This window comes from Variovorax sp. OV700 (genome assembly GCF_900099805.1).
GTDB lineage: Bacteria > Pseudomonadota > Gammaproteobacteria > Burkholderiales > Burkholderiaceae_C > Variovorax.
Genome location: NZ_FNDR01000010.1, coordinates 89924 through 108745, shown reverse-complemented (window position 1 = coordinate 108745; position 18822 = coordinate 89924). Strand labels below are relative to the sequence as shown.

Below are 18822 nucleotides of genomic sequence, written 5' to 3'. Positions count from 1 at the left end.
GAACGCTCATGTCAGCTTCCCACCGTGAGGCGCCAGTTGCCGATCAGATTGAACGGGGCCCAGAAGAAGGGATGCGACATCTTGGGATCCTTCAACACCGCCAGCTGCCCGGCCTGCATCGCCTTCTGAATGTCGCGGCCCTTGGACAGCTCGCCGTAGAGCGTGCCCATGAGCACGGCGGTTGCGTCGTCCGACACGGGCCATAGAGACGCGATCAGGCTGGAGCTGCCGGCGGAAAGAAAGGAGCGCGTGAAGCCCAGCACCTCGTCGCCCTGCGCGATGCGCCCGAGGCCCGACTCGCAGGCCGAGAGAGTGACCAGCGCAGTGCCGTCCATCGGCAGGCCCAGGATCTCGTGCGCCTCCAGAAAATTCTGCTTGCCGCCTTCGTTGGCCAGCAGAATGCGCGAGTAGAGCGGGTCGACCGCATCGGCCTCGGCATGGGCCGCCACGTGCATCAGCGGCGACCGCGCGGACACCTCGCGGAACTGCGTCTTGGTGGCGGCGGCGCCCATGTACACGGTGTTGCGCGGGAACAATTGCGCGAGCTGCTTCACCTCGATCTCGGCGCCCGGCAGGTCGTACTTGTCTTCGATGCGCGGATTGCCGAAGGCGGTGAGCGACGCACTCACGCGCGGCGTGCGCTGCGCCAGCTGCACGGCGATGCTGATCGACGGTGCGACGGCCACTGGATGCTGCTCGATCACGTAGCGGCCATTCAAGCGCAGCGCCTGGAACGGCAGGTAGTGCAGCGGCCCATGGGGCACCACGATCAGCCGCTGCCCCGACGCGAGGCCGAGCGGGCCGAGCAGCGCCGCGCCGAGCTTCTCGGCATTGGTGATGGCGGTGCGACGGCCCCGCACGATCGAATTGCGGAACACCTCGACCAGTTCGTTCAGCTCCTCGCGACGCACAGCCACGGTGTGGGCTTCGATGCCCGTGGGGCTCACGACCCACACCAGCAGCCGGTCGGGCAGCGAATGGAACTGCACCACGCGCTCGTCGGGTGCCAGGGCACCCTGCAGCGTGGCCAAGTCGACAGTGCTCGCGGCCCGCTCGCTGATCTTCGCGCGGCCGCGCACCGCGTCGAGCAGTGCGCGCGAGCGGCTGCGCTCGCTCACCTCGAAGGCCTGGCGCGCATCGCCCGCGTCGCTGTAGATCGACACGCCGCGCTCGAACACCGATTGCAGGTCCGAGAACAGGCCCATCTTGAATTCTTCGCTGCGGAACTTTGCGCGCACCTGGTCGATGCCGCCCAGCGCGCGGGCCATGGCTTCGGCCGCGGCCTGCTTCTGGCCCAGTGCGAGTTCGCTGCGCGCCACGCCGTCCCAGGCCCAGAGGCGGTAGTACTCGGTGTCGGTGCCCACCTGCCGCGCGGTGAGCGCGCGGTACAGGTCGCGGGCCTCGCCCGGTTTGTTCTCGGCCAGGAGCAGCCGTGCGCGGGTGCGGTCGAGCTGCGCCGTGAGCGGCGCGTCCTTGGGCGGCGCCATGCTGCCGAGCATGTCTCGCGCCCGTGCAGCATCGCCCGATTCGATGAGCGCATTGACCAGCGAGGCTTGCACCAGCGGCGCATAGCGCGGCGAGCTGTTGGTCAGCGCCTCGTCGTAGCTGAGCACGGCGCCGGCGTAGTCGCCGCGGCGCGTGCGCACGTCGCCGATCACCTTCTGCACCGGGCCGACCACCAGCTTGGGGTCGCGCGCAGGATGCCTGAGCGCCTCGCGCGCAAACTCCTCGGCCTTGTCGAGCTGGCCCGAATAGCTGTAGACGATGGCCAGGTCGCGATTGGCCATGGCCATGAGGTTCGGATCGCGCGTGGCATTGGCCAGGTGCAGCGCCTTGCTGGCGGCGCGCACGCTCTGGCGGAATTCACCGGCCTCGGCCAGCGCCACAGCCTGGCTGCAGTACTGGTAGCCGGAGAGCTTGACCGCGTCCTGCCCGTAGAGCACCGCGCCCTCGCTGGTCAGCGCCAGCAAGGTGTCGGTGTCCGCAAGCCGGGCCTGCTCGGCCTTGCTGGCGGCAGCCTCGGCATTGGGCGCCTGCTGCTGTTGTGCCAATGCCAACGGCCCATGGCCCAGCAGGAAAATGCCAGCCAGCCCGAGGGCACCCGCGGCTCCTGCACGACGTGCCGAGCGCCCCCATCCCGTTCTCGAAAACCACGTCATTGGACCCCCGCGCGCGGCCCGTGTGCCCGCGGTTGCGGGGGTCGACGTCGCGGAAGTGCGCGCCGTTCAGGCCTCGTGGGGAAAGTCTAGAAGCGCCCTCACGCCCCGCCTATTCGCAAGACGGTCTAGCGCAAACGGACTACATCAGGCGGGGACCGAATCGATGTCGGTCCGGTCCCAATGCCGGTGCTTGGCAATCGCGGCAATGAAATCCTGCGCGATCTGCGTGGCCGCGGTGGCGTCTCCGAGGTTGGTCACCGGGGTGGCGGCCACCACCACGCCGGGGGGCAGGCCGTCCGGTGGCGCGTCCGCGGCAATGCCCAATGTCGACAGCAGCTGCACGCCCTCGCCCACGGTGCAGATGGCCTTGCAATGCTTGTAGGCTTCGAGCACGAAGTGCACCGCATCGCCCATGCCCGCGAGCGCCGCGGCGCCCAGGCTGCCGCCGGGCACCAGCACGGCATCGAACATCACCGAAGATGCGTTGGCAAAGGTCATGTCGACGTCGATCTGCCGCTTCGATGCGCTGGCGACGGTGCCCAGCCGCGGGCCAACCACCTTGCAGCGAGCGCCGGCCTGTTCGAGCGCGTCGCGGATCGGCTTGAGCGAGGCGGAGTCGATACCGTCCGCCACCAGGATCGCGATCTTGCGGGTGCGAATGGAACCGTCGCCGGTGTCGGCCATGCTGAGTGCGGGCGATTCCTCGATCGGCAATGTCATGCGGTGTTCACGAAAGCCCGCGCGGCCCGCGGCCGCCTTGGCGTCGGGCGCCCCGATGCCAAGGGGCTCGGCCACGCGGCGCGCGAGCTTCTCGTCGACGTGCGCGAGGTTGTCCACCATGCGCTGCCGGATCGCCGGCACATCCACCTTCGAAAGCTCGAAGCGGAAGGCCGCGACGATGTGCTCCTTCTCGGCTGCGCTCTGGCTGTTGAAGAACAGGCGCGCCTGCGTGAAGTGGTCGTCGAACGTGGGGCTGCGCCGGCGCACCTTGGTCCCCTCGATCTCGTCGGGATACGCCTGGAAGCCGACGCTGCCGCCGTCGACCCGAAACTCCTTGCCGTCGCCGAGCGAATTGGGTTCGTAGGCCACCTGGCCGCGCGCGATGGTCTGGCGGTGCATGCCGTCGCGCTGAAAGTTGTGAAACGGGCACACGCTCTTGTTGATGGGCAGCTCGTGAAAGTTGGCGCCGCCCAGCCGCGAGATCTGCGTGTCGGTGTATGAGAACAGGCGGCCTTGCAGCAGCGGATCGTTGCTGAAGTCGATGCCGGGCACCACGTGCCCCGGATGGAACGCGACCTGCTCGGTTTCCGCAAAGAAGTTGTCGGGGTTGCGATTGAGCACCAGCCGGCCGATGCGCTGCACGGGCACCATCTCTTCGGGAATGAGCTTGGTCGGGTCGAGCAGGTCGAAGCCGAGCGACTGCGCTTTGTCCGGCGCGATGAGCTGCACGCCCAGTTCCCATTCGGGAAAGTCGCCGCGCTCGATGGCTTCCCACAGGTCGCGGCGGTGAAAGTCGGGGTCCTTGCCCGCGATCTTCTGCGCTTCGTCCCACGCCAGGCCATGGATGCCGAGCTTGGGCTTCCAGTGAAACTTCACGAAGTGGCTCTCGCCGCGGTTGTTGACGAAGCGGAAGGTGTGCACGCCGAAGCCTTCCATCATTCGCAGGCTGCGTGGAATGGCGCGGTCCGACATCGCCCACATCAGCATGTGGGTGCTCTCGGGCATCAGCGAGACGAAGTCCCAGAAGGTGTCGTGCGCGCTCGCGGCCTGCGGCATCTCATGGTGCGGCTCGGGCTTCACGGCATGAATGAGGTCGGGGAACTTCATCGCATCCTGTATGAAGAACACCGGGATGTTGTTGCCCACGAGGTCGTAGTTGCCCTCGCGGGTGTAGAACTTGACGGCAAAGCCGCGCACGTCGCGCACCGTGTCGGCCGAACCGCGCGAGCCGGCCACGGTGGAGAAGCGCACGAAAACGGGCGTCTTCGCATCCGGGTCCTGCAGGAAGTCGGCCGAGGTGAACTGCGACATCGACTTGTAGACCTGAAAAAAGCCGTGTGCGGCGGAGCCGCGCGCATGCACCGCGCGCTCGGGAATGCGCTCGTGGTCGAAGTGCGTGATCTTCTCGCGCAGGATGAAATCTTCGAGCAGCGTGGGCCCGCGCAACCCGGCCTTGAGCGAGTTGTGGTTGTCGGGAATCTGAAGACCCTGGTTGGTCGTCAGATTGGGCGCATGATCGGTCGCGAAGCCATCGAGTTGCTGTTGCTTGGCATTGCTGCCATCCGTGGCCTTCGACCGGCGTCCGGCGGCGGCCTTGTTCTGAGGCGTCATCGAGGATCTTTCATGGGAGGGTCAACTTCGTTGTCGAGAAAAAGGTCCAGCACGTTCACCAGCGCAATCAGGCAAATGAAGCCCGCCACGGCGGCCACCACCCAAAAAAGGATTTCATCTCCCCAAGCACCGGTGAGTGAATCGAACAGCGAAGAAAACTCCATGATTCGCTCCAGCAGATCAGATTTCAATGACTCGATGCTTGCGCTGCAGCCTCCGTGAAGCCACCAAAGCGAGATCGCGAGGCGGTTGCGAGCGAATCCAAAGGTTATGTTTTTCTCACACTGTTACCCGTAGTGGCGGCTCGCCCTCGGGTGTGGGAGAGGCGGTGCCAAAAAGGTAGGAGTGCACCGACACCCCCTGGCCCCCGCCTACGGCGCCTGGCGTATCCGCCCGCGTGCCGCGGCGCAAGGCTCTCGATAGCATCGGCGCAGACGGCATGAAGCCTGCTTGCACGACACCGACAACACATGGTTCACACACAGGGAAAAAGCAAATGCAGATCAGGATCGGTTTCGACATCGAGCTCGCCGTCACGGCACCCACGGCCTTGATCTACATGCTGCAGGTTCATCCTTCGCGCGCGGCGGATCTCCAGGACGGCGAGCACATCACCATCACGCCGGCGCTGCACACCGACTACTTCATGGACAGCTTCGACAACCACTGCGCGCGCGTGCGCATTCCCGCGGGCGTGGCGAGCGTGCGGCTGCGCAACCATGCGGTGGTCTTCGATCCCGGCTGGGCCGACCCGGTGGATTACGGCGCCGTCGAACACGCGGCGGGCGACCTGCCCGTGTCGACGCTGCCCTTCCTGCTGCCGAGCCGCTATTGCGAGGTCGACAGCGAACTGCTGCAGTTCGCATGGGACACCTTCGGCGGCGTGGCGCCGGGCTGGCACCGCGTGCAGGCCATCTGCAGCTTCGTGCATGAGCACCTGCGCTTCGACTACCAGACAGCGCGCCCCACGCGCACCGCGCTCGAGGGCTTTCGCGAGCACACGGGCGTGTGCAGGGACTTTGCCCACCTGGCCATCACGCTGTGCCGGTGCATGAACATTCCGGCGCGCTATGCCACGGGCTATCTCGGCGACATCGGCATTCCGCCCGTGCCGTATCCGATGGACTTCAGCGCCTGGTTCGAGGTGTACCTGGGCGATCGCTGGCACACCTTCGATGCGCGCCACAACGTGCCGCGCATCGGGCGCATCGTGATTGCGCGCGGACGCGACGCGGCCGACGTGCCGATCACCATGGTGTTCGGCGCCAATTCGCTGCAGCGCTTCGAAGTGACGACGGACGAAATCCCACAGTAGGCCCGCTCTCTACGGCAGGTAGCCCAGCATCCGCATTGCGGCGCCCAGCGCCGTGCGGCTGCCTTCCATCGCATTCCAGGGCGTGTTGCCGACGGCCAGGCGCTCGCCGATGTTGGCGACCGTCCAGTGCGCGGCACTGCCCAGGTCCGGCAGTTCTTCCCAGGCCAGCGGCACTGACACGCCCAGGCCCGGGCGGGCGCGCGCCGACCAGGCGCTGGCGGTGGTGGCCCCGAAGCCGTTGCGAAGATAGTCCGCGAAGATCTTGCCCACGCGGTTGCGCGGACCGCTCTTGGCCACGAAGCGCTCCGGCACCGTGCGCGCCAGGTGCTCGACGATGGCGCGCGAGAAGCCCCGGACCTCGTCCCAGCCGAACTGGCGCCGAAGCGGCACCACCACGTGCAGTCCCTTGCCGCCGCTGGTCTTCACGAACGCCGGCAGGCCCAGTTCGTCCAGCAGCACGTGCACCAGCAGCGCCGCCTCCTGCATCTGCTGCCAGCCGACGCCTTCGCCCGGATCGAGGTCGAAGGTCATGCGGTCGGGCTTGCCGAGGGCGCGCGAAGTGGCGTTCCAGGTGTGCAGCTCGATGGTGTTGAACTGCGCGGCGCCGAGCAATGCCTGGGCGGTGTCGATCTGCAGCAGCGGGTCGTGCCCCGGATCCAGTGCTGGGTCGAGCAGCTTGATTCCGGCGATGTCGCTGTGCTGCGCGTGCTTCTGGAAGAACAGCTCGCCGCCCACGCCCTCCGGCGCGCGCACCAGCGCCACGGGGCGGCCCTCAAGGTGCGGCAGGATCAACGGCGCCACAGTGGCGTAGTAGGCCGCGAGTTCGCCCTTGGTGATGCCGCTCGCGGCGTCGATCAGGCGCTCGGCATGGGTGATGCGCGGCAGAGGTGCCTTTTTCGAGACTGCCATGGCCTCCAGACTTTCGCCCGGGGCCGTTGCGCGATGTAGGAGCGCGGCGGCGCGCGCCGTAGGGCCCAGGCCGGTATTTTCTCCCTCCCCTTCCGGGGGAGGGCCGGGGTGGGGGCACGCGGCGTGCCCATTGAGCGCTCTGCCCGCCCCCATCCCAGCCTTCCCCCAGAGGAGGAAGGAGCGGAATGCTTCAGGCGGATGGCGCGTTCGCCACGGGCCCGAGCACGCGCTCGCTCGGACGCGCGAAGTAGAACCATTCGGCACCGGGCAGCGCCAGCGCATTGGGAAAGACGATGAACCCGTCGTCCGGCGCGCTCACAAGCGTGCCGTCGTGGCGCATGCCGATGGGCTCGCCGCGCTGCACCGGATCGAATGTGGCCCAGTCGCGCACGAAGCTGTCTTCCTCATCGAGCCGGTCCGTCACGCTCGAAAGGCGCAGCAATTGGGGCGGCTTGGGCGGCTCGATCGCCAATCCTGGCGGCAGCGGCGCCATGCCGAGCAGCGCGAGGGCCCGGCGAATGGCGCGCCACGCCACCTCGGGCGCCTGCGGATCCCGGTGCTGGCCGCATTCGAGCGTGACGCCATAGCCGCCGCAGTTGCGGATGTATTCGTTGGTGCCGCGGCCGAAGTCGAGCGCGTCGTCGCCGACCGCCGCGCCCGCCGCGCGCTGCGCGAGTCCGGCGGCGTAGATGTCGAGCCAGCCTTCCACCACGATGGGCGTGCCCAGGTGCAACGCGAGCAGCCCCTCCTCGCTGGCGCGGGCGAAGGGCTCCAATTGGCCGACGTTGTCTCGTGGGCCGATCATCGCGAAGGCCTCACCCTCGCTCTGGAAGGAGTGCAGGTCGAGCAGCACGTCGTGCCGCTCGATGACCGGACACAGCAGGTTGGTCACACGGCCTTCATAGTCGGCAGGCGCCTCGCTCGGCTTGAACAGGCGGTTGAGGTTGCGCTCGCCTTCGCGCTGCAGGCGCCGCCGCGCGAGCGGATTGGCCACGGGCACCAGGGTGAGCTGGCCTCGCAGCAGCTGGAGCGAGCCGCCGTCGAGTTCGGCCAACACGCGCTCGATACCCACGGTGCCGCAGGTTTCGTCGCCATGCACCCCGCCCATCACGAGCAGCCGGGGACCGGGGTTGAGCGAGGCCACGGTGTGGATGCGCAGGCTGTCGGTGGCGGCGCCGGCAAAAGGATCGGAAGACATGCGAGCGATTATTGCGGAGGCCTTGCCCTTGGCGCAAAGCTGCTACTCGTTTCATAGCGGCGCAATCATCGACATGACCCGCAAGCAAGGCCGCGCGCGGTCCGGCGCGGGGGGCCTACAGGGCATGCCTCGCCTGTCCTACCGGAAGCGCGCCGGGTGCCATGCAGGCTTCAGCCTGACCCCATCGAGAAGGAACAGCGCCATGACCAGCAGCAAGCCCCGTCCGAAGGAACCGAGCACCCCGGGAGACCCGGTGCGGGACGCCGGCGGCGGCGACACCAAGATCGAACAGGGCGGCGATTCGGCGCCGCGCCTGCCCCACGAACATGACCAGTCTTCGGACAGCCAGGAAGCGCAGGACGGGCAGCCGCCCGAGGTGGGCCGCAGGGCCCATGACGACATCGAGCGCGGCACGGTCGACACCGACCGCGGCCCGGTGACAGACCGCGTCTACAACGACAAGGTCAAGCGCTGAGCCGCCGGACTTACTTCTTGCCCACGCCAGCAAGCTGCTCGCGCATCGACGAGATCACCGCGCCGTAGTCCTTGGCGTTGAATATCGCGCTGCCGGCCACGAAGGTGTCGGCGCCGGCGGAAGCCACGCGCGCGATGTTGTCGGCCTTGATGCCGCCGTCCACTTCGAGGCGGATGTCGCGGCCGCTCTGCTCGATACGCTTGCGCGCGAGTTCGATCTTGCGCAGCGCCGAATCGATGAAGCTCTGTCCGCCGAAGCCGGGATTCACCGACATGATCAGGATCAGGTCGATGTCGTCGATGGCCCAGTCGAGCGCTTCCAGGCCCAGGCCGGGGTTGAATACCAGCCCCGCCTTGCAGCCGGCGCCCTTGATGGCCTGGATGCTGCGGTTCACGTGCGGCGAGGCATCGGGGTGAAAGCTGATGTAGTCGGCGCCCGCTTCCGCAAAAGATGCGGCCAGCGCGTCGACCGGCTGGATCATCAGGTGCACGTCGATCGGCACCGGCTCGCCGTCCACCGTCTTGGCGTAGGGCTTCAGGGCCTTGCAGATCATCGGGCCGAAGGTCAGGTTCGGCACGTAATGGTTGTCCATCACGTCGAAATGGATCCAATCGGCGCCAGCGGCGATGACTTTGGCCAGCTCGTCGCCCAGATGGGCGAAATCGGCGGAAAGAATGGAGGGGGCGATGCGGAACGGCGTGCTCATGTGCCGATTGTCGCAGCCGGCGCAAAACCCGGAAACCAGTGCAAGAGAAGGCTCCAGTTACCATCGCGCGCATGCCGCAAAGCCCCATCAGTGTCCAAGTAGAGCCGCGCTACCTCGCGGACCAGTCCTCGCCGAAGGACAAGATCTACACCTTTGCCTACACCGTCACCCTGACCAATGTGGGTGAAATCGGTGCCCAGCTCATTGCCCGCCACTGGCTCATCAACGACGCCTCGGGCCATGCCCAGGAGGTCAAGGGCCTGGGCGTGATCGGCCAGCAGCCGCTCCTGGCGCCGGGTGAATCGTTCCGCTACACCAGCGGCTGCCGCCTGCAGGCGCCGAGTGGCACCATGCACGGAAGCTATTTCGTGGTGACCGAGGACGGCGAACGCTTCGACGTGCCGATTCCGATGTTCGTGCTGGAGGCGGACATCGGCGGCGCCCCAGTTTCCCGCGTACTGCATTAGCACTCCCCAACACCAGCGCCCCCCGGCAAAGCCGATTCCGCGATGTTTCTGGCCTGACTCCCTTCTTCATTAGGGGATCGACAGAAAACGCCTTTGTCCTGCATCGCCAGGATGGCACCATGCGACACTGTCGCCGGACAGCCCGCGCTTTGATGAGGTGGCGGCCATCCCAGGGAATGGGCGCGCTCGACGTGCGCGTGGGTTTTTATTTCGCTTTTCGTCTGGCGCTGCGCGCGCACGGCGTCAACCTCGGTGGCCGCGTGCGCATCCGCGGCGCGATCCGTGCACGCTGGCGCAGCCGGTCCATCAGCTTTTTTCTACCTGCATGAATCTGACCAGTCTCTTCAACGACCTGCTGGGCTTCTGGTCCGAGTGGCTGCGCCCTTCGGCCGGCCTGCCGACCGTGCTGTGGTCGCTCCTCTTGGCCGCGGCGGCCGCCTCCGGTCACCTGGTGCAACGCTACCTGGGCTTGCCCAAGGTGGTGGGCTATTCGGCGGTCGGCGCGGTGGTCGGCCTGGCCGGCTTCGAAGGCGCCATCTGGCCGTTGCGCGGCATCAGCCTGTTCCTGCTGGAACTGGGCGCCGCTGTCGTGCTGTTCGAGGCCGGCGGCCGGCTGCCGCTGCGCTGGTTCCGCCACAACCCGATGGTGCTGGTGCAAAGCCTGCTCGAAGCCACGCTCACCTACTTCGGCGTGTACTGGATGCTGCAGCTGCTGGGCCTGCCCGATCCGGTGGCCAACCCCATTGCCCTGATGGCCATCGTGGCATCGCCCGCGGTGCTGAGCCGCGTGATCATCGACACCCGCGCCTCGGGGCCGGTGACCGAGCGCGCGATGACGCTGGCCACGCTCAACACCTTCTATGCGCTGGCGCTCGGCTATGCGCAGGCCGGCCTGATCGAGCGGGCGCCGCAGACGCTGCTGCAAAAACTCTATCCGGTGGCGGTGGTGCTCGGCCTCTCGTTCGTGATCGGCGGCATTTTGGCGCTGGCCCTGCGCATGGCCCTGCGCTTCATGAGCCCGACGAGCGAGAACACCTCGATCCTGCTGCTCGCGCTCATCGCGGCGGCCAGCGCTCTCACGGCCCACTTCGGCGGCTCCGCGCCGCTGGCCGCGCTGATCGGCGGGGTGCTGCTCAAGACGCTCAATGCCAAGCCCTGGGCCTGGCAGCGGCAGCTCGGCACGGCCTCGTCGCTGCTCACCATGCTGATGTTCGTGCTGGTGTCCATCGTGGCAGCGCAGGCCGACTGGACACTGCCGGTGGCCAGCGTGGTGCTGGCGGTGATCGGCATCCGCTTGTTCGCCAAGATCGCCGGCGTGGCCATTGCCAACCCGGGCAGCGGCGCCAGCTGGAATCAGGCGTTCTGGGTCGGCTGCGCGATGTCGCCGTTGTCGTCGATCGCCCTGCTCATCGCATCGAACTTCACCACCGCGTCGCCATTGCTCGGCACCATGATCACGCAGGTGGCCCTGCCCTCGATTCTCCTGATGGAAGTCCTGGGTGCCGTGATCGCCACCGTGGCCATCCACGCGGTGGGCGAAAGCTCGGTGCCTTGGGCTCCCCAGGCATTCAGCACCACGGAGGACACGCAGCGATGACCGCGGCCATGCCACTTTCCGGCAACACCCCTCTTTCGATCGACCCGGACAGCGACGACTTCCGCTCCGCGGCGCTTCCCGCCGATCCCGCGAGCCGCGTGGTCAAGCTCGAGCCCTTCAACCACTCCGAAGCGCTGTCGCTCGGCGTGGAGCTCGAGCTCCAGCTCGTCAACACGCACGACTACGACCTGGCGCCCTATGCCGAGGACATGCTGCGGCTGATGGCGCAAACGCCGCTGCCCGGCAGCGTGGTGCCCGAGATGACCTCGAGCATGATCGAGATCTCGACCGACATCTGCCACTCGGCACAGGACGTGATCACGCAGCTCTCGCCCATTCGCGAGGCGCTGATCAAGAATGCCGACAAGCTCAACATCGCGGTGGTGGGCGGCGGCACGCATGCGTTCCAGCAATGGCACGAGCGGCGCATCTACGACAAGCCGCGCTTTCGCGAGCTGTCGGAGCTTTATGGCTACCTGAGCAAGCAGTTCACCATCTTCGGGCAGCACGTGCACATCGGCTGCCCCGACGCCGATGCGGCGCTCTTGATGCTGCACCGCATGTCGCGCTACATCCCGCACTTCATCGCGCTGTCGGCCTCGTCGCCGTTCGTGCAGGGGCAGGACACGCAGTTCGACTCGGCCCGGCTCAACTCGGTGTTCGCGTTTCCGCTCTCGGGCCGTGCGCCCTTCACCTTGAGCTGGAAAGAGTTCGAGGCCTACTTCGAGCGCATGACCCGCACCGGCGTCGTGCGCAGCATGAAGGACTTCTACTGGGACATCCGCCCCAAGCCCGAGTTCGGCACCATCGAGATCCGCGTGTTCGACACACCGCTCACCGTCGAGCGCGCGGCCGCGCTGGCGGGCTACGTGCAGTCGCTGGCCGCGTGGTTCCTGCAGGAGCAGCCTTTCGAGCCGACGGAAGACGACTACCTCGTCTACACCTACAACCGCTTCCAGGCCTGCCGCTTCGGGCTCGACGCGGTGTACGTGGACCCGGCCAGCGGCCAGCACATGCCGCTGCGCGACCACATCCTCATGACGATGACGCAACTCGAATGGCACAGCGAGGCGCTCAACGCCACACAGGCCTTGGGCGAGCTGCGCACCAGCGTCGAAGCCAACCGCAACGATGCGCGATGGCTGCGCGAGAAGCAGGGCAAGGAACGCCTGCTGGCCGAGGTGGTGCGGCAGGCGGCGCTGCGCTTCCGCGGCGCGGCCTAGAGGCTGATCAGGCGGCCACGGTCTCCTGCGAAAACTGCCTGCGGTACGCCGTGGGCGAGGTCTTGAACGCCGCGACAAAGTGCTTTCGCAGCGACACCGCAGAGCCGAAACCCGCATCGGTGGCCACGCGCTCGACGGGGTGGCCGGTGGTCTCCAGCAGCCGCTGCGCAAGTGCCAGGCGCTGGTTCTGCAGCCATTGGCCGACCGTGGTGCCCGTGGCTTCGCGAAAGCGCCGCGTGAAGGTGCGCCGGCTCATCAGTGCGCGTTTGGCAAGACCGTCCAACTCATGCGGACTGTGCAGATGGCGGCCGAGCCATTCGAGCAACGGCGCGAGGCGGTCGCTCTCGGCCGCGGCAGGCACCGGCCGCGCGATGTATTGCGCCTGCCCGCCCTCGCGGTGCGGCGCCACCACCATGCGCCGCGCGGCACGGTTGGCCGCCTCGGCACCGTAGCGCACACGCAGCAGGTGAAGGCAGCAATCGATACCCGCGGCCGTGCCCGCGGACGTGAGCACGTCGCCATCGTCGACATACAGTACCTCGGGCTGCAGCGTGACCTTCGGATATCGCCTTGCAAAGGCTTCAGCCAGGTTCCAGTGCGTGGTGGCCGGGCGGCCGTCGAGCAGGCCCGCCTCGGCCAGCACGAAGGCGCCCAGGCACAGCCCGACCACGATGGCGCCGCGGCGGTGCGCCGCCTGCAATGCACGAATGAGCGCGGGCGGTGCGGGCCGCCCGTCGTCGCGCCATGAAGGAACGACCACGATCTGCGCGCGCCGGATGGCTTCGAGCCCATGCGTCACCACGAGCGTGAAGCCCGCGTTGGTTTGCAGCGGACCGGACTCGGTGCCGCAGACTTGCAGACGAAAGCGCGGAACGCCAGCTTCGGTGCGGTCTTCGCCAAAGACCATGCACGGCACGGACAAGTGAAAGGGGCTGATGCCGTCGAAGGCCACGACGGCGATGGTTTCAACAGGCTTGCTCTTCATGGCCCGATTTTATCGATGAATGGCTTCCGGGCCACTTTCTCGCATGCGTCCCAGCGAGAACAATCACCTCATTCCACAACACATCCAACGGAGCAGACAGACCATGAGCAACACCACCGCACCGCGCCGGGCCCTCGTCGTGATCGACGTGCAGAACGAATATTTCGAAGGCGGCGGATTGCCGATCGAATACCCGCCCGTCGAGCAATCTCTGCCCAACATCGCGCGGGCCATGGACGCGGCCCATGCCGCCGACACGCCCGTGGTGGTGGTTCGCCACCATGCACCCAAGGGCGCCCCGGTGTTCCAGGCCGACACCCACAACGGCCAGCTGCACCCTGAGATTGCCAGGCGCCCGCACGACCATCTGGTGACCAAGGCATTCCCGAGCGTCTTCACCGGCACCGACTTCGGCGACTGGCTCGCGCGCCACGAGATCGACACGCTGAGCGTGGCCGGCTACATGACCCAGAACTGCGATGCATCGACCGTGTTCGAGGCGATGCACCGCGGGCTGAACGTGGAGTTCCTGTCGGATGCCACCGGCGCGCTGCCTTATGCGAATGCCGCCGGTCAGGTGAGCGCCGAGGAGATCCACCGCGTGTTCAGCGTTGTGTTCCACAGCAATTTTGCGGCGGTGACGAGCACCGACGCTTGGATTGCGGCCATGCAGGCCGGCCAGGCGATCGAGAAGGACAACGTGGTGATGTCGAACCGGCGTGCGCGGGAGTGAGTGTTGTAGCGCTTATGCTCGCCCCATGGGTGAATTCGACCTGATCGCACGCTACTTCAAACGCCCCGCCAAGCGCTCCCCGCTCGGCGTGGGCGACGACTGCGCATTGCTCGCGCCGGCACCCGGGATGCAGCTTGCCGTGTCCTCGGACATGCTGGTCGAAGGCCGGCACTTTCTCTCGACCGTCGATCCGGCGCGGCTTGGCCACAAGGCGTTGGCGGTGAACCTCAGCGACCTTGCAGCCTGCGGCGCGCGGCCGCTGGCCTTCACGCTCGCGCTGGCACTGCCCGGTGTCGACGAGCCCTGGCTCGAAGGCTTTTCCCGCGGGCTCTTTGCCCTGGCCGAAGAACACGGCTGCGAACTCGTGGGCGGCGACACCACGCGCGGCCCGCTCAACATCTGCATCACGGTGTTTGGCGAGGTGCCCACCAGCGCGGCGCTGCTGCGCTCGGGCGCGCGCGCCGGCGACGACATCTGGGTCAGCGGCACGCTCGGCGATGCACGGCTCGCGCTGGAGGTGTTTCGCGGCACGCTCGCACTGCCGGCCGATGTGTTCTCGATGACGCGGCAACGCATGGAGCAGCCCACGCCGCGCGTGGCACTGGGCCTGTCCCTGCGCGGCACGGCGTCCGCGGCGGTGGACGTGAGCGACGGGCTCGTCGGCGACCTGGGCCACATCCTCGCCTCGAGCCGGGTGGGCGCCACGCTCGACGCCGATGCGGCCGCATCCGTCGTGGCTGCCGCCGCGGCCTCGGGCCTCGGCTCCGACGTGCTGCGCACCTGTGCACTCTCAGGCGGCGACGACTACGAGCTGGTCTTCACCGCGGCACCCTCCGCACGGGCGGCGGTCGAAAAGGCCGGCAAGGAAAGCGCCACGCGCATCACGCGCATCGGCCGCATCGAAGCTGAAGCCGGCCTGCGCATCGTGGACGCCAGCGGGGCGCCGGTGGCGCAGCGCTTCGGCTCCTTCGACCACTTCGCGTGATCAGGATCCGCGGACCATTGCCTGCATTTTGGTCTGGGCAGCGTTGATGGCCTTCGAATGGCCATTGAGGTCCTGCAGCATCTTGTTGAGTTCTGCCTGCACGGCCGGATCGCTCACGGTCATGGATGCGCCCGACACCTGGATCTTCGACTTGTTCTTTTCGAGATAGTCACCCACCGCGAGCGCGCCGTCGAACACGGAATCGAGCGCGGGGAACACCTCCTTGAAGGTGGCGGCCGGTGCCGCGACGGTCTTTTCATAAGCCTTGTCGTAGACCTGCTTCAGGTCGTCCGGCTGCTTGAGCCCGGCATGCGCGGCGTCGGCCTTGGCCAATTCCTTGTCGAGTGCGGTGCGCAGGCCGCCCAGGCCGTCCTTGGCGGCCTTGAGGTCGTCGCGGCGCGATGCCAGGTCGGCCACCGATCGCAGCGCGCCCTTGGCCATCACCTGGCTCATCGGCTGGCCGACCGACTTGTTCATGCCTTCATTGAAATCGGCAATCACCGCGTAGTGCTGCGCATAGTCGCCGAAAGAGGCTTTCTCGTCGGCCGTGAGCGCGGGCACGCGCAGGCCCGGCTTGTCGAGCACGCGGGTCTGCAGGAAGCCGATGAAGGCGGTGCGCTGTTCCGCCTCCTTGCTGCCGCAGGCCGCGAGCAGCACGCTGAACGCGAGGCACAGCCACAAGGCGTTGAAACGGACCAGGATTCTTTTCATGATGACCATGCCTTCGCTTGAGAATGAGCCGCCGAGCATACGATGGCCGGCGACGCCGGCGAATACATCGGACGGCATGCAGCGGCCTACGGTGGCCTACAGCGATTGCTTCAGCACGTCGATGAAACTGCGCGCCGCCGCAGACAGCGAATGTCCGCGCTTGGTCACCACCGAGATGTCACCGCCTGGTGCTGTGCCGCGCCGACCAGCACGTGGCCTGGCGCGGCGCCTTGCGGGCCAGAGGCGGCAGCTCCGATGGGAAGGCGTGGTGGCCTGAACGGCGCCGTCCGTCATCGGCGGCGCGGCGCAACGAAGCGGGCAACCAGCCATGCCGCCAGCGCAGGCGCGACTGCAAAGCTCGCGAACAACCATAGCGCTGCCGATCGGGCGCCCGCGGCACCACCCGGCTCCGAGAGGCCGGCTGCGTTTGCCACCAGCCCCGCCACCGCCGCACCCACGGCCATGCCGTAGAGCTGCACGGTCGTGATCGAGGCGGAGGCCAGGCCTTCCTGTCCGGCCGGCGCGAGCGACATCACACGCGTGACCAGGTGCGGCCATCCGATGCCCACGCCCAGCCCGACGGCTCCCAGTGCGAGGCCGGCCAGCAGCGCTTCGAGCCCCGGCGCCAGGCGGCCGGGCGCCGGCAGCAGCAGCGCGAGCGCAGCCAGCCCCAGCGTGCAGGCCACCGGCCCGGCGCGCAGCATGCGATCGGCGCCCGCGCCGCTGCGGCCCGACGACAGCAGCGAACCGGCGCTCCAGCCGCCGGCCATCGCGGCCGTGAGATAGCCGGCCGACAGCGGCGAATGGCCGTGCAGCAACTGCAGGAAGTACGGCACGAAGATCTCGGTGGTAGTGCCGATCAGCAGCAGCACCACGCTCGCATAGATGGCGCCCATGGGCGCACGCACCGCGTAGGCGCCGGTGGGCAGCAGCCGCACCGCGGCGTGCAGGTCGATCCGCGTGGCGGCCACGCCGAACGCCAGACCCAGCGCCACGCCCGCGGCCTGCCAGGCGAGCGCCGGCAGGAACTCGCTCGCCGCGATCACCAGCACCGATGCCGCGAGCAAGCCGATCTGCACTGCGGGAATACGCGGCATGCGGGCCACGCGCTCGTGCCGCACGCCGGCCGCGGGCCGCAGCTGCACCATGACCAGCAGCGCCTGCAGCGCAGCCAGCGGCAGCAGCGACCAGAAGGCCCAGCGCCAGTGCCCCGCCTCTGCGAACAGGCCGCCCACCGCGGGCCCGCAGAGCGTGGCCACGCCCCACATGCCCGACACCAGCGCCACCGCGCGAGGCCACAGCCGCGGCGCGAACACCAATTGGATGAGCGCATAGCTCAGCGCCGCGAGCAAGCCGCCGCCCAGCCCCTGCACCGTGCGGCCCGCCAGCAGCCAGGGCATGGCCGGTGCGAACGCGCATGCCATCGAGCCCGCGGTGAATGCCGCCAGCGCCGCCAGGCAGGCGCCGCGCGGCCCCAGCCCGGCGAGCAGCCGCACGGACAGCGTGGCGCCAAGGATCGATCCCACCACGAACAGCGTGGTGCTCCAGGCATACCAGTCGAGTCCGCCGATTTCGTTCACCACCGACGGCAGCACCGTGGTCACGATGTGCACGTTGACCGCATGCAGCGCGACGCCGCCCGTGAGAGCCACGGCGCGCCAGCCGTTGCGACCGCGGAACAGGTCGCTCCAGGCGGCGGCGGTGGCAGGCGGCGGGCGCAGCCGCGAGGAAGGGTCGGCAACGGCAGGGGAGTCGGGTGAGGCAGCGGTCATTTGGTGCGGTCCGTGGCGGACCATCGGGAGCGAAGCAAGGCCCAGATACTAGGCCTCCGTCTTGAATTAAACAAGCTATTGCTTTGATAAATAGAGGGTCTTGGACAGGCCCCCGAATGCGCGACACTCTGGCCTTGATGCAAGTTGCCTCTTCCCCTTCTTCTTCCTCCTCCGCAGGCGCCATGCCGCAAGCCACGCCCCGCCCGACGACAGGCTTTCTGCTGTCTCACCCGGCGCATTTCATCGCCCTCGGCTTCGGCTCCGGGCTGCCGCGCATCGCGCCCGGCACCGTCGGCACGCTGTGGGCCTGGGCGGCCTTTGCCGTGATGCAGCTGTGGCTCACGCCCGCCACCATCGGCTGGGTCATCCTGGCCTCGCTGCCCATCGGCTGGTGGGCCTGCAGCGTCACGGCACGCGACATGGGCGTGGCGGACCCAGGCAGCATCGTGTGGGACGAGGTGGTCGCGTTCTGGATCGTGCTCTGGCTCGTCACGCCGGCGGGCCTGCTCGCGCAGGCGGTGGCGTTCGGCCTGTTCCGCTTCTTCGACGCGGCAAAGCCCGGTCCGGTGGCCTGGGCCGATGGGTTGTTCAAGCAACGCGATGCCACCGAGGTGCGCTGGTGGCGCGCCGGCTTCGGCATCATCCTGGACGACCTGGTGGCGGCGTTCTGCACACTGCTGGTCATCGCGCTCTGGCGCGCATGGTGAGCTTCATGGAACCATCCTCCCCGTCGAACTTTCTTGCCGACCAAGCCACGCCCGCGCTCGTGGCGGCCACGGCCGACCTGCTACTGAAGAAGGGCTGGATGCTGGCCACGGCCGAAAGCTGCACCGGCGGGCTCATTGCGGGCGCGTGCACCGAACTCGCAGGCTCCAGCACATGGTTCGAGCGCGGCTTCGTCACCTATTCGAATGCGGCCAAGACCGAGCTGCTCGGCGTCGATGCGGCTCTGATCGACACCCATGGCGCGGTCAGCGAAGCCGTGGCGCGCGCCATGGCCGAAGGCGCCATCGCACGATCGGCGGCCCAGGCGGCAGTGGCCGTGACCGGCGTGGCCGGACCGACCGGCGGCAGCCCCGAGAAGCCGGTCGGCACCGTGTGGTTCGGCTGGTCGGTCGGCGGGCAGGTTCGCACCGAGCGCCGCCGCTTCGAGGGCGACCGCGCCGCGGTGCGCGCGGCCACGGTGCACTACGCGCTCCAGACATTGGTGGGCCTGCTCGGCCCGCACCCCGACACAACAAAAGAGGCCCCATGAC

Annotated in this window: 18 protein-coding genes and 1 pseudogene; 10 read left to right on the top strand and 9 right to left on the bottom strand. The window is 67.9% G+C overall.

Annotated elements, in window-relative coordinates:
* Positions 1-11: 11 nt before the first annotated feature.
* The 3 genes from BLR24_RS22100 to BLR24_RS30475 all read right to left on the bottom strand — a co-directional run bounded on the left by BLR24_RS22100 (position 12) and on the right by BLR24_RS30475 (position 4681).
* Positions 12-2057 (bottom strand): CHAT domain-containing protein, encoded by a 2046-nt coding sequence (locus tag BLR24_RS22100; RefSeq protein ID WP_254787503.1) that lies wholly within the window; start codon positions 2055-2057, stop codon positions 12-14.
* A 246-nt stretch (positions 2058-2303) separates the two neighbouring features.
* On the bottom strand, positions 2304-4490 hold the full coding sequence (katE, locus tag BLR24_RS22095; protein WP_093020842.1) for a catalase HPII: 2187 nt from the start codon (positions 4488-4490) through the stop codon (positions 2304-2306).
* Positions 4487-4681: a hypothetical protein gene (locus BLR24_RS30475; protein ID WP_139188787.1), complete on the bottom strand. Its 195-nt coding sequence runs from the start codon at positions 4679-4681 to the stop codon at positions 4487-4489. The genes katE and BLR24_RS30475 overlap by 4 nt, the downstream gene beginning before the upstream one ends.
* Before the next feature lie 305 nt (positions 4682-4986).
* Here BLR24_RS30475 and BLR24_RS22090 point away from each other — a divergent pair, with 305 nt between their 5' ends.
* Entirely contained in the window at positions 4987-5805 is an 819-nt protein-coding gene (locus BLR24_RS22090) for a transglutaminase-like domain-containing protein (protein ID WP_093020840.1), read from the top strand.
* A gap of 9 nt (positions 5806-5814) precedes the next feature.
* On the opposite strand, the pseudogene ligD reads toward BLR24_RS22090, so the two are convergent.
* A pseudogene (ligD, locus tag BLR24_RS22085) lies at positions 5815-6684 on the bottom strand (non-homologous end-joining DNA ligase); the annotation flags it as partial.
* 220 nt (positions 6685-6904) lie between these two features.
* The gene (locus tag BLR24_RS22080; protein WP_093020836.1) at positions 6905-7912 is read right to left on the bottom strand and encodes a M14 family metallopeptidase; all 1008 of its coding nucleotides are present in this window, start codon (positions 7910-7912) and stop codon (positions 6905-6907) included.
* Between the two features lie 202 nt (positions 7913-8114).
* On the opposite strand from BLR24_RS22080, the gene BLR24_RS22075 reads away from it, so the two are divergent.
* A complete protein-coding gene (locus BLR24_RS22075) occupies positions 8115-8387 on the top strand; it encodes a hypothetical protein (protein WP_093020834.1) in 273 nt (90 codons plus the stop codon).
* A 10-nt stretch (positions 8388-8397) separates the two neighbouring features.
* On the opposite strand, the gene rpe is transcribed toward BLR24_RS22075, so the two are convergent.
* Positions 8398-9093 carry a ribulose-phosphate 3-epimerase gene (rpe, locus tag BLR24_RS22070; RefSeq protein WP_093020832.1) on the bottom strand — a complete coding sequence of 232 codons (696 nt, stop codon included), beginning with the start codon at positions 9091-9093 and terminating at the stop codon, positions 8398-8400.
* Positions 9094-9164: 71 nt separating this feature from the next.
* Between rpe and apaG the strand changes: the two genes are divergently transcribed.
* The 4 genes from apaG to BLR24_RS22050 all read left to right on the top strand — a co-directional run bounded on the left by apaG (position 9165) and on the right by BLR24_RS22050 (position 12380).
* Positions 9165-9560, top strand: coding sequence for a Co2+/Mg2+ efflux protein ApaG (gene apaG, locus BLR24_RS22065; RefSeq protein WP_093020830.1), 396 nt, complete (start codon positions 9165-9167; stop codon positions 9558-9560).
* A 176-nt stretch (positions 9561-9736) separates the two neighbouring features.
* On the top strand, positions 9737-9889 hold the full coding sequence (locus tag BLR24_RS31280; protein ID WP_368086198.1) for a hypothetical protein: 153 nt from the start codon (positions 9737-9739) through the stop codon (positions 9887-9889).
* The gene (locus BLR24_RS22055) at positions 9886-11157 is read left to right on the top strand and encodes a cation:proton antiporter (protein WP_093020828.1); all 1272 of its coding nucleotides are present in this window, start codon (positions 9886-9888) and stop codon (positions 11155-11157) included. Before BLR24_RS31280 ends, BLR24_RS22055 begins: the two co-directional genes overlap by 4 nt.
* On the top strand, positions 11154-12380 hold the full coding sequence (locus BLR24_RS22050; protein ID WP_254787501.1) for a YbdK family carboxylate-amine ligase: 1227 nt from the start codon (positions 11154-11156) through the stop codon (positions 12378-12380). Before BLR24_RS22055 ends, BLR24_RS22050 begins: the two co-directional genes overlap by 4 nt.
* A 7-nt stretch (positions 12381-12387) precedes the next feature.
* Here the strand turns inward: BLR24_RS22050 and BLR24_RS22045 are convergent, their stop codons facing one another.
* Positions 12388-13365, bottom strand: coding sequence for a GlxA family transcriptional regulator (locus tag BLR24_RS22045; RefSeq protein WP_093020826.1), 978 nt, complete (start codon positions 13363-13365; stop codon positions 12388-12390).
* Between the two features lie 103 nt (positions 13366-13468).
* On the opposite strand from BLR24_RS22045, the gene BLR24_RS22040 reads away from it, so the two are divergent.
* A complete protein-coding gene (locus tag BLR24_RS22040; protein WP_093020824.1) occupies positions 13469-14098 on the top strand; it encodes an isochorismatase family protein in 630 nt (209 codons plus the stop codon).
* Positions 14099-14123: 25 nt separating this feature from the next.
* The gene (gene thiL / locus BLR24_RS22035) at positions 14124-15083 is read left to right on the top strand and encodes a thiamine-phosphate kinase (protein WP_093020822.1); all 960 of its coding nucleotides are present in this window, start codon (positions 14124-14126) and stop codon (positions 15081-15083) included.
* Here thiL and BLR24_RS22030 read toward each other — a convergent pair whose 3' ends face one another.
* On the bottom strand, positions 15084-15794 hold the full coding sequence (locus BLR24_RS22030) for a DUF3053 domain-containing protein (RefSeq protein WP_093021067.1): 711 nt from the start codon (positions 15792-15794) through the stop codon (positions 15084-15086).
* Positions 15795-16084: 290 nt separating this feature from the next.
* The gene (locus BLR24_RS22020) at positions 16085-17566 is read right to left on the bottom strand and encodes an MFS transporter (protein ID WP_093020818.1); all 1482 of its coding nucleotides are present in this window, start codon (positions 17564-17566) and stop codon (positions 16085-16087) included.
* Between the two features lie 182 nt (positions 17567-17748).
* On the opposite strand from BLR24_RS22020, the gene BLR24_RS22015 reads away from it, so the two are divergent.
* Together BLR24_RS22015 and BLR24_RS22010 are read left to right on the top strand one after the other, a co-directional pair.
* Complete coding sequence (locus BLR24_RS22015) at positions 17749-18273, top strand: phosphatidylglycerophosphatase A family protein (RefSeq protein ID WP_093020816.1); 525 nt, start codon at positions 17749-17751, stop codon at positions 18271-18273.
* Positions 18267-18821: a CinA family protein gene (locus BLR24_RS22010; protein WP_093020814.1), complete on the top strand. Its 555-nt coding sequence runs from the start codon at positions 18267-18269 to the stop codon at positions 18819-18821. The genes BLR24_RS22015 and BLR24_RS22010 overlap by 7 nt, the downstream gene beginning before the upstream one ends.
* Position 18822: the final 1 nt, after the last annotated feature.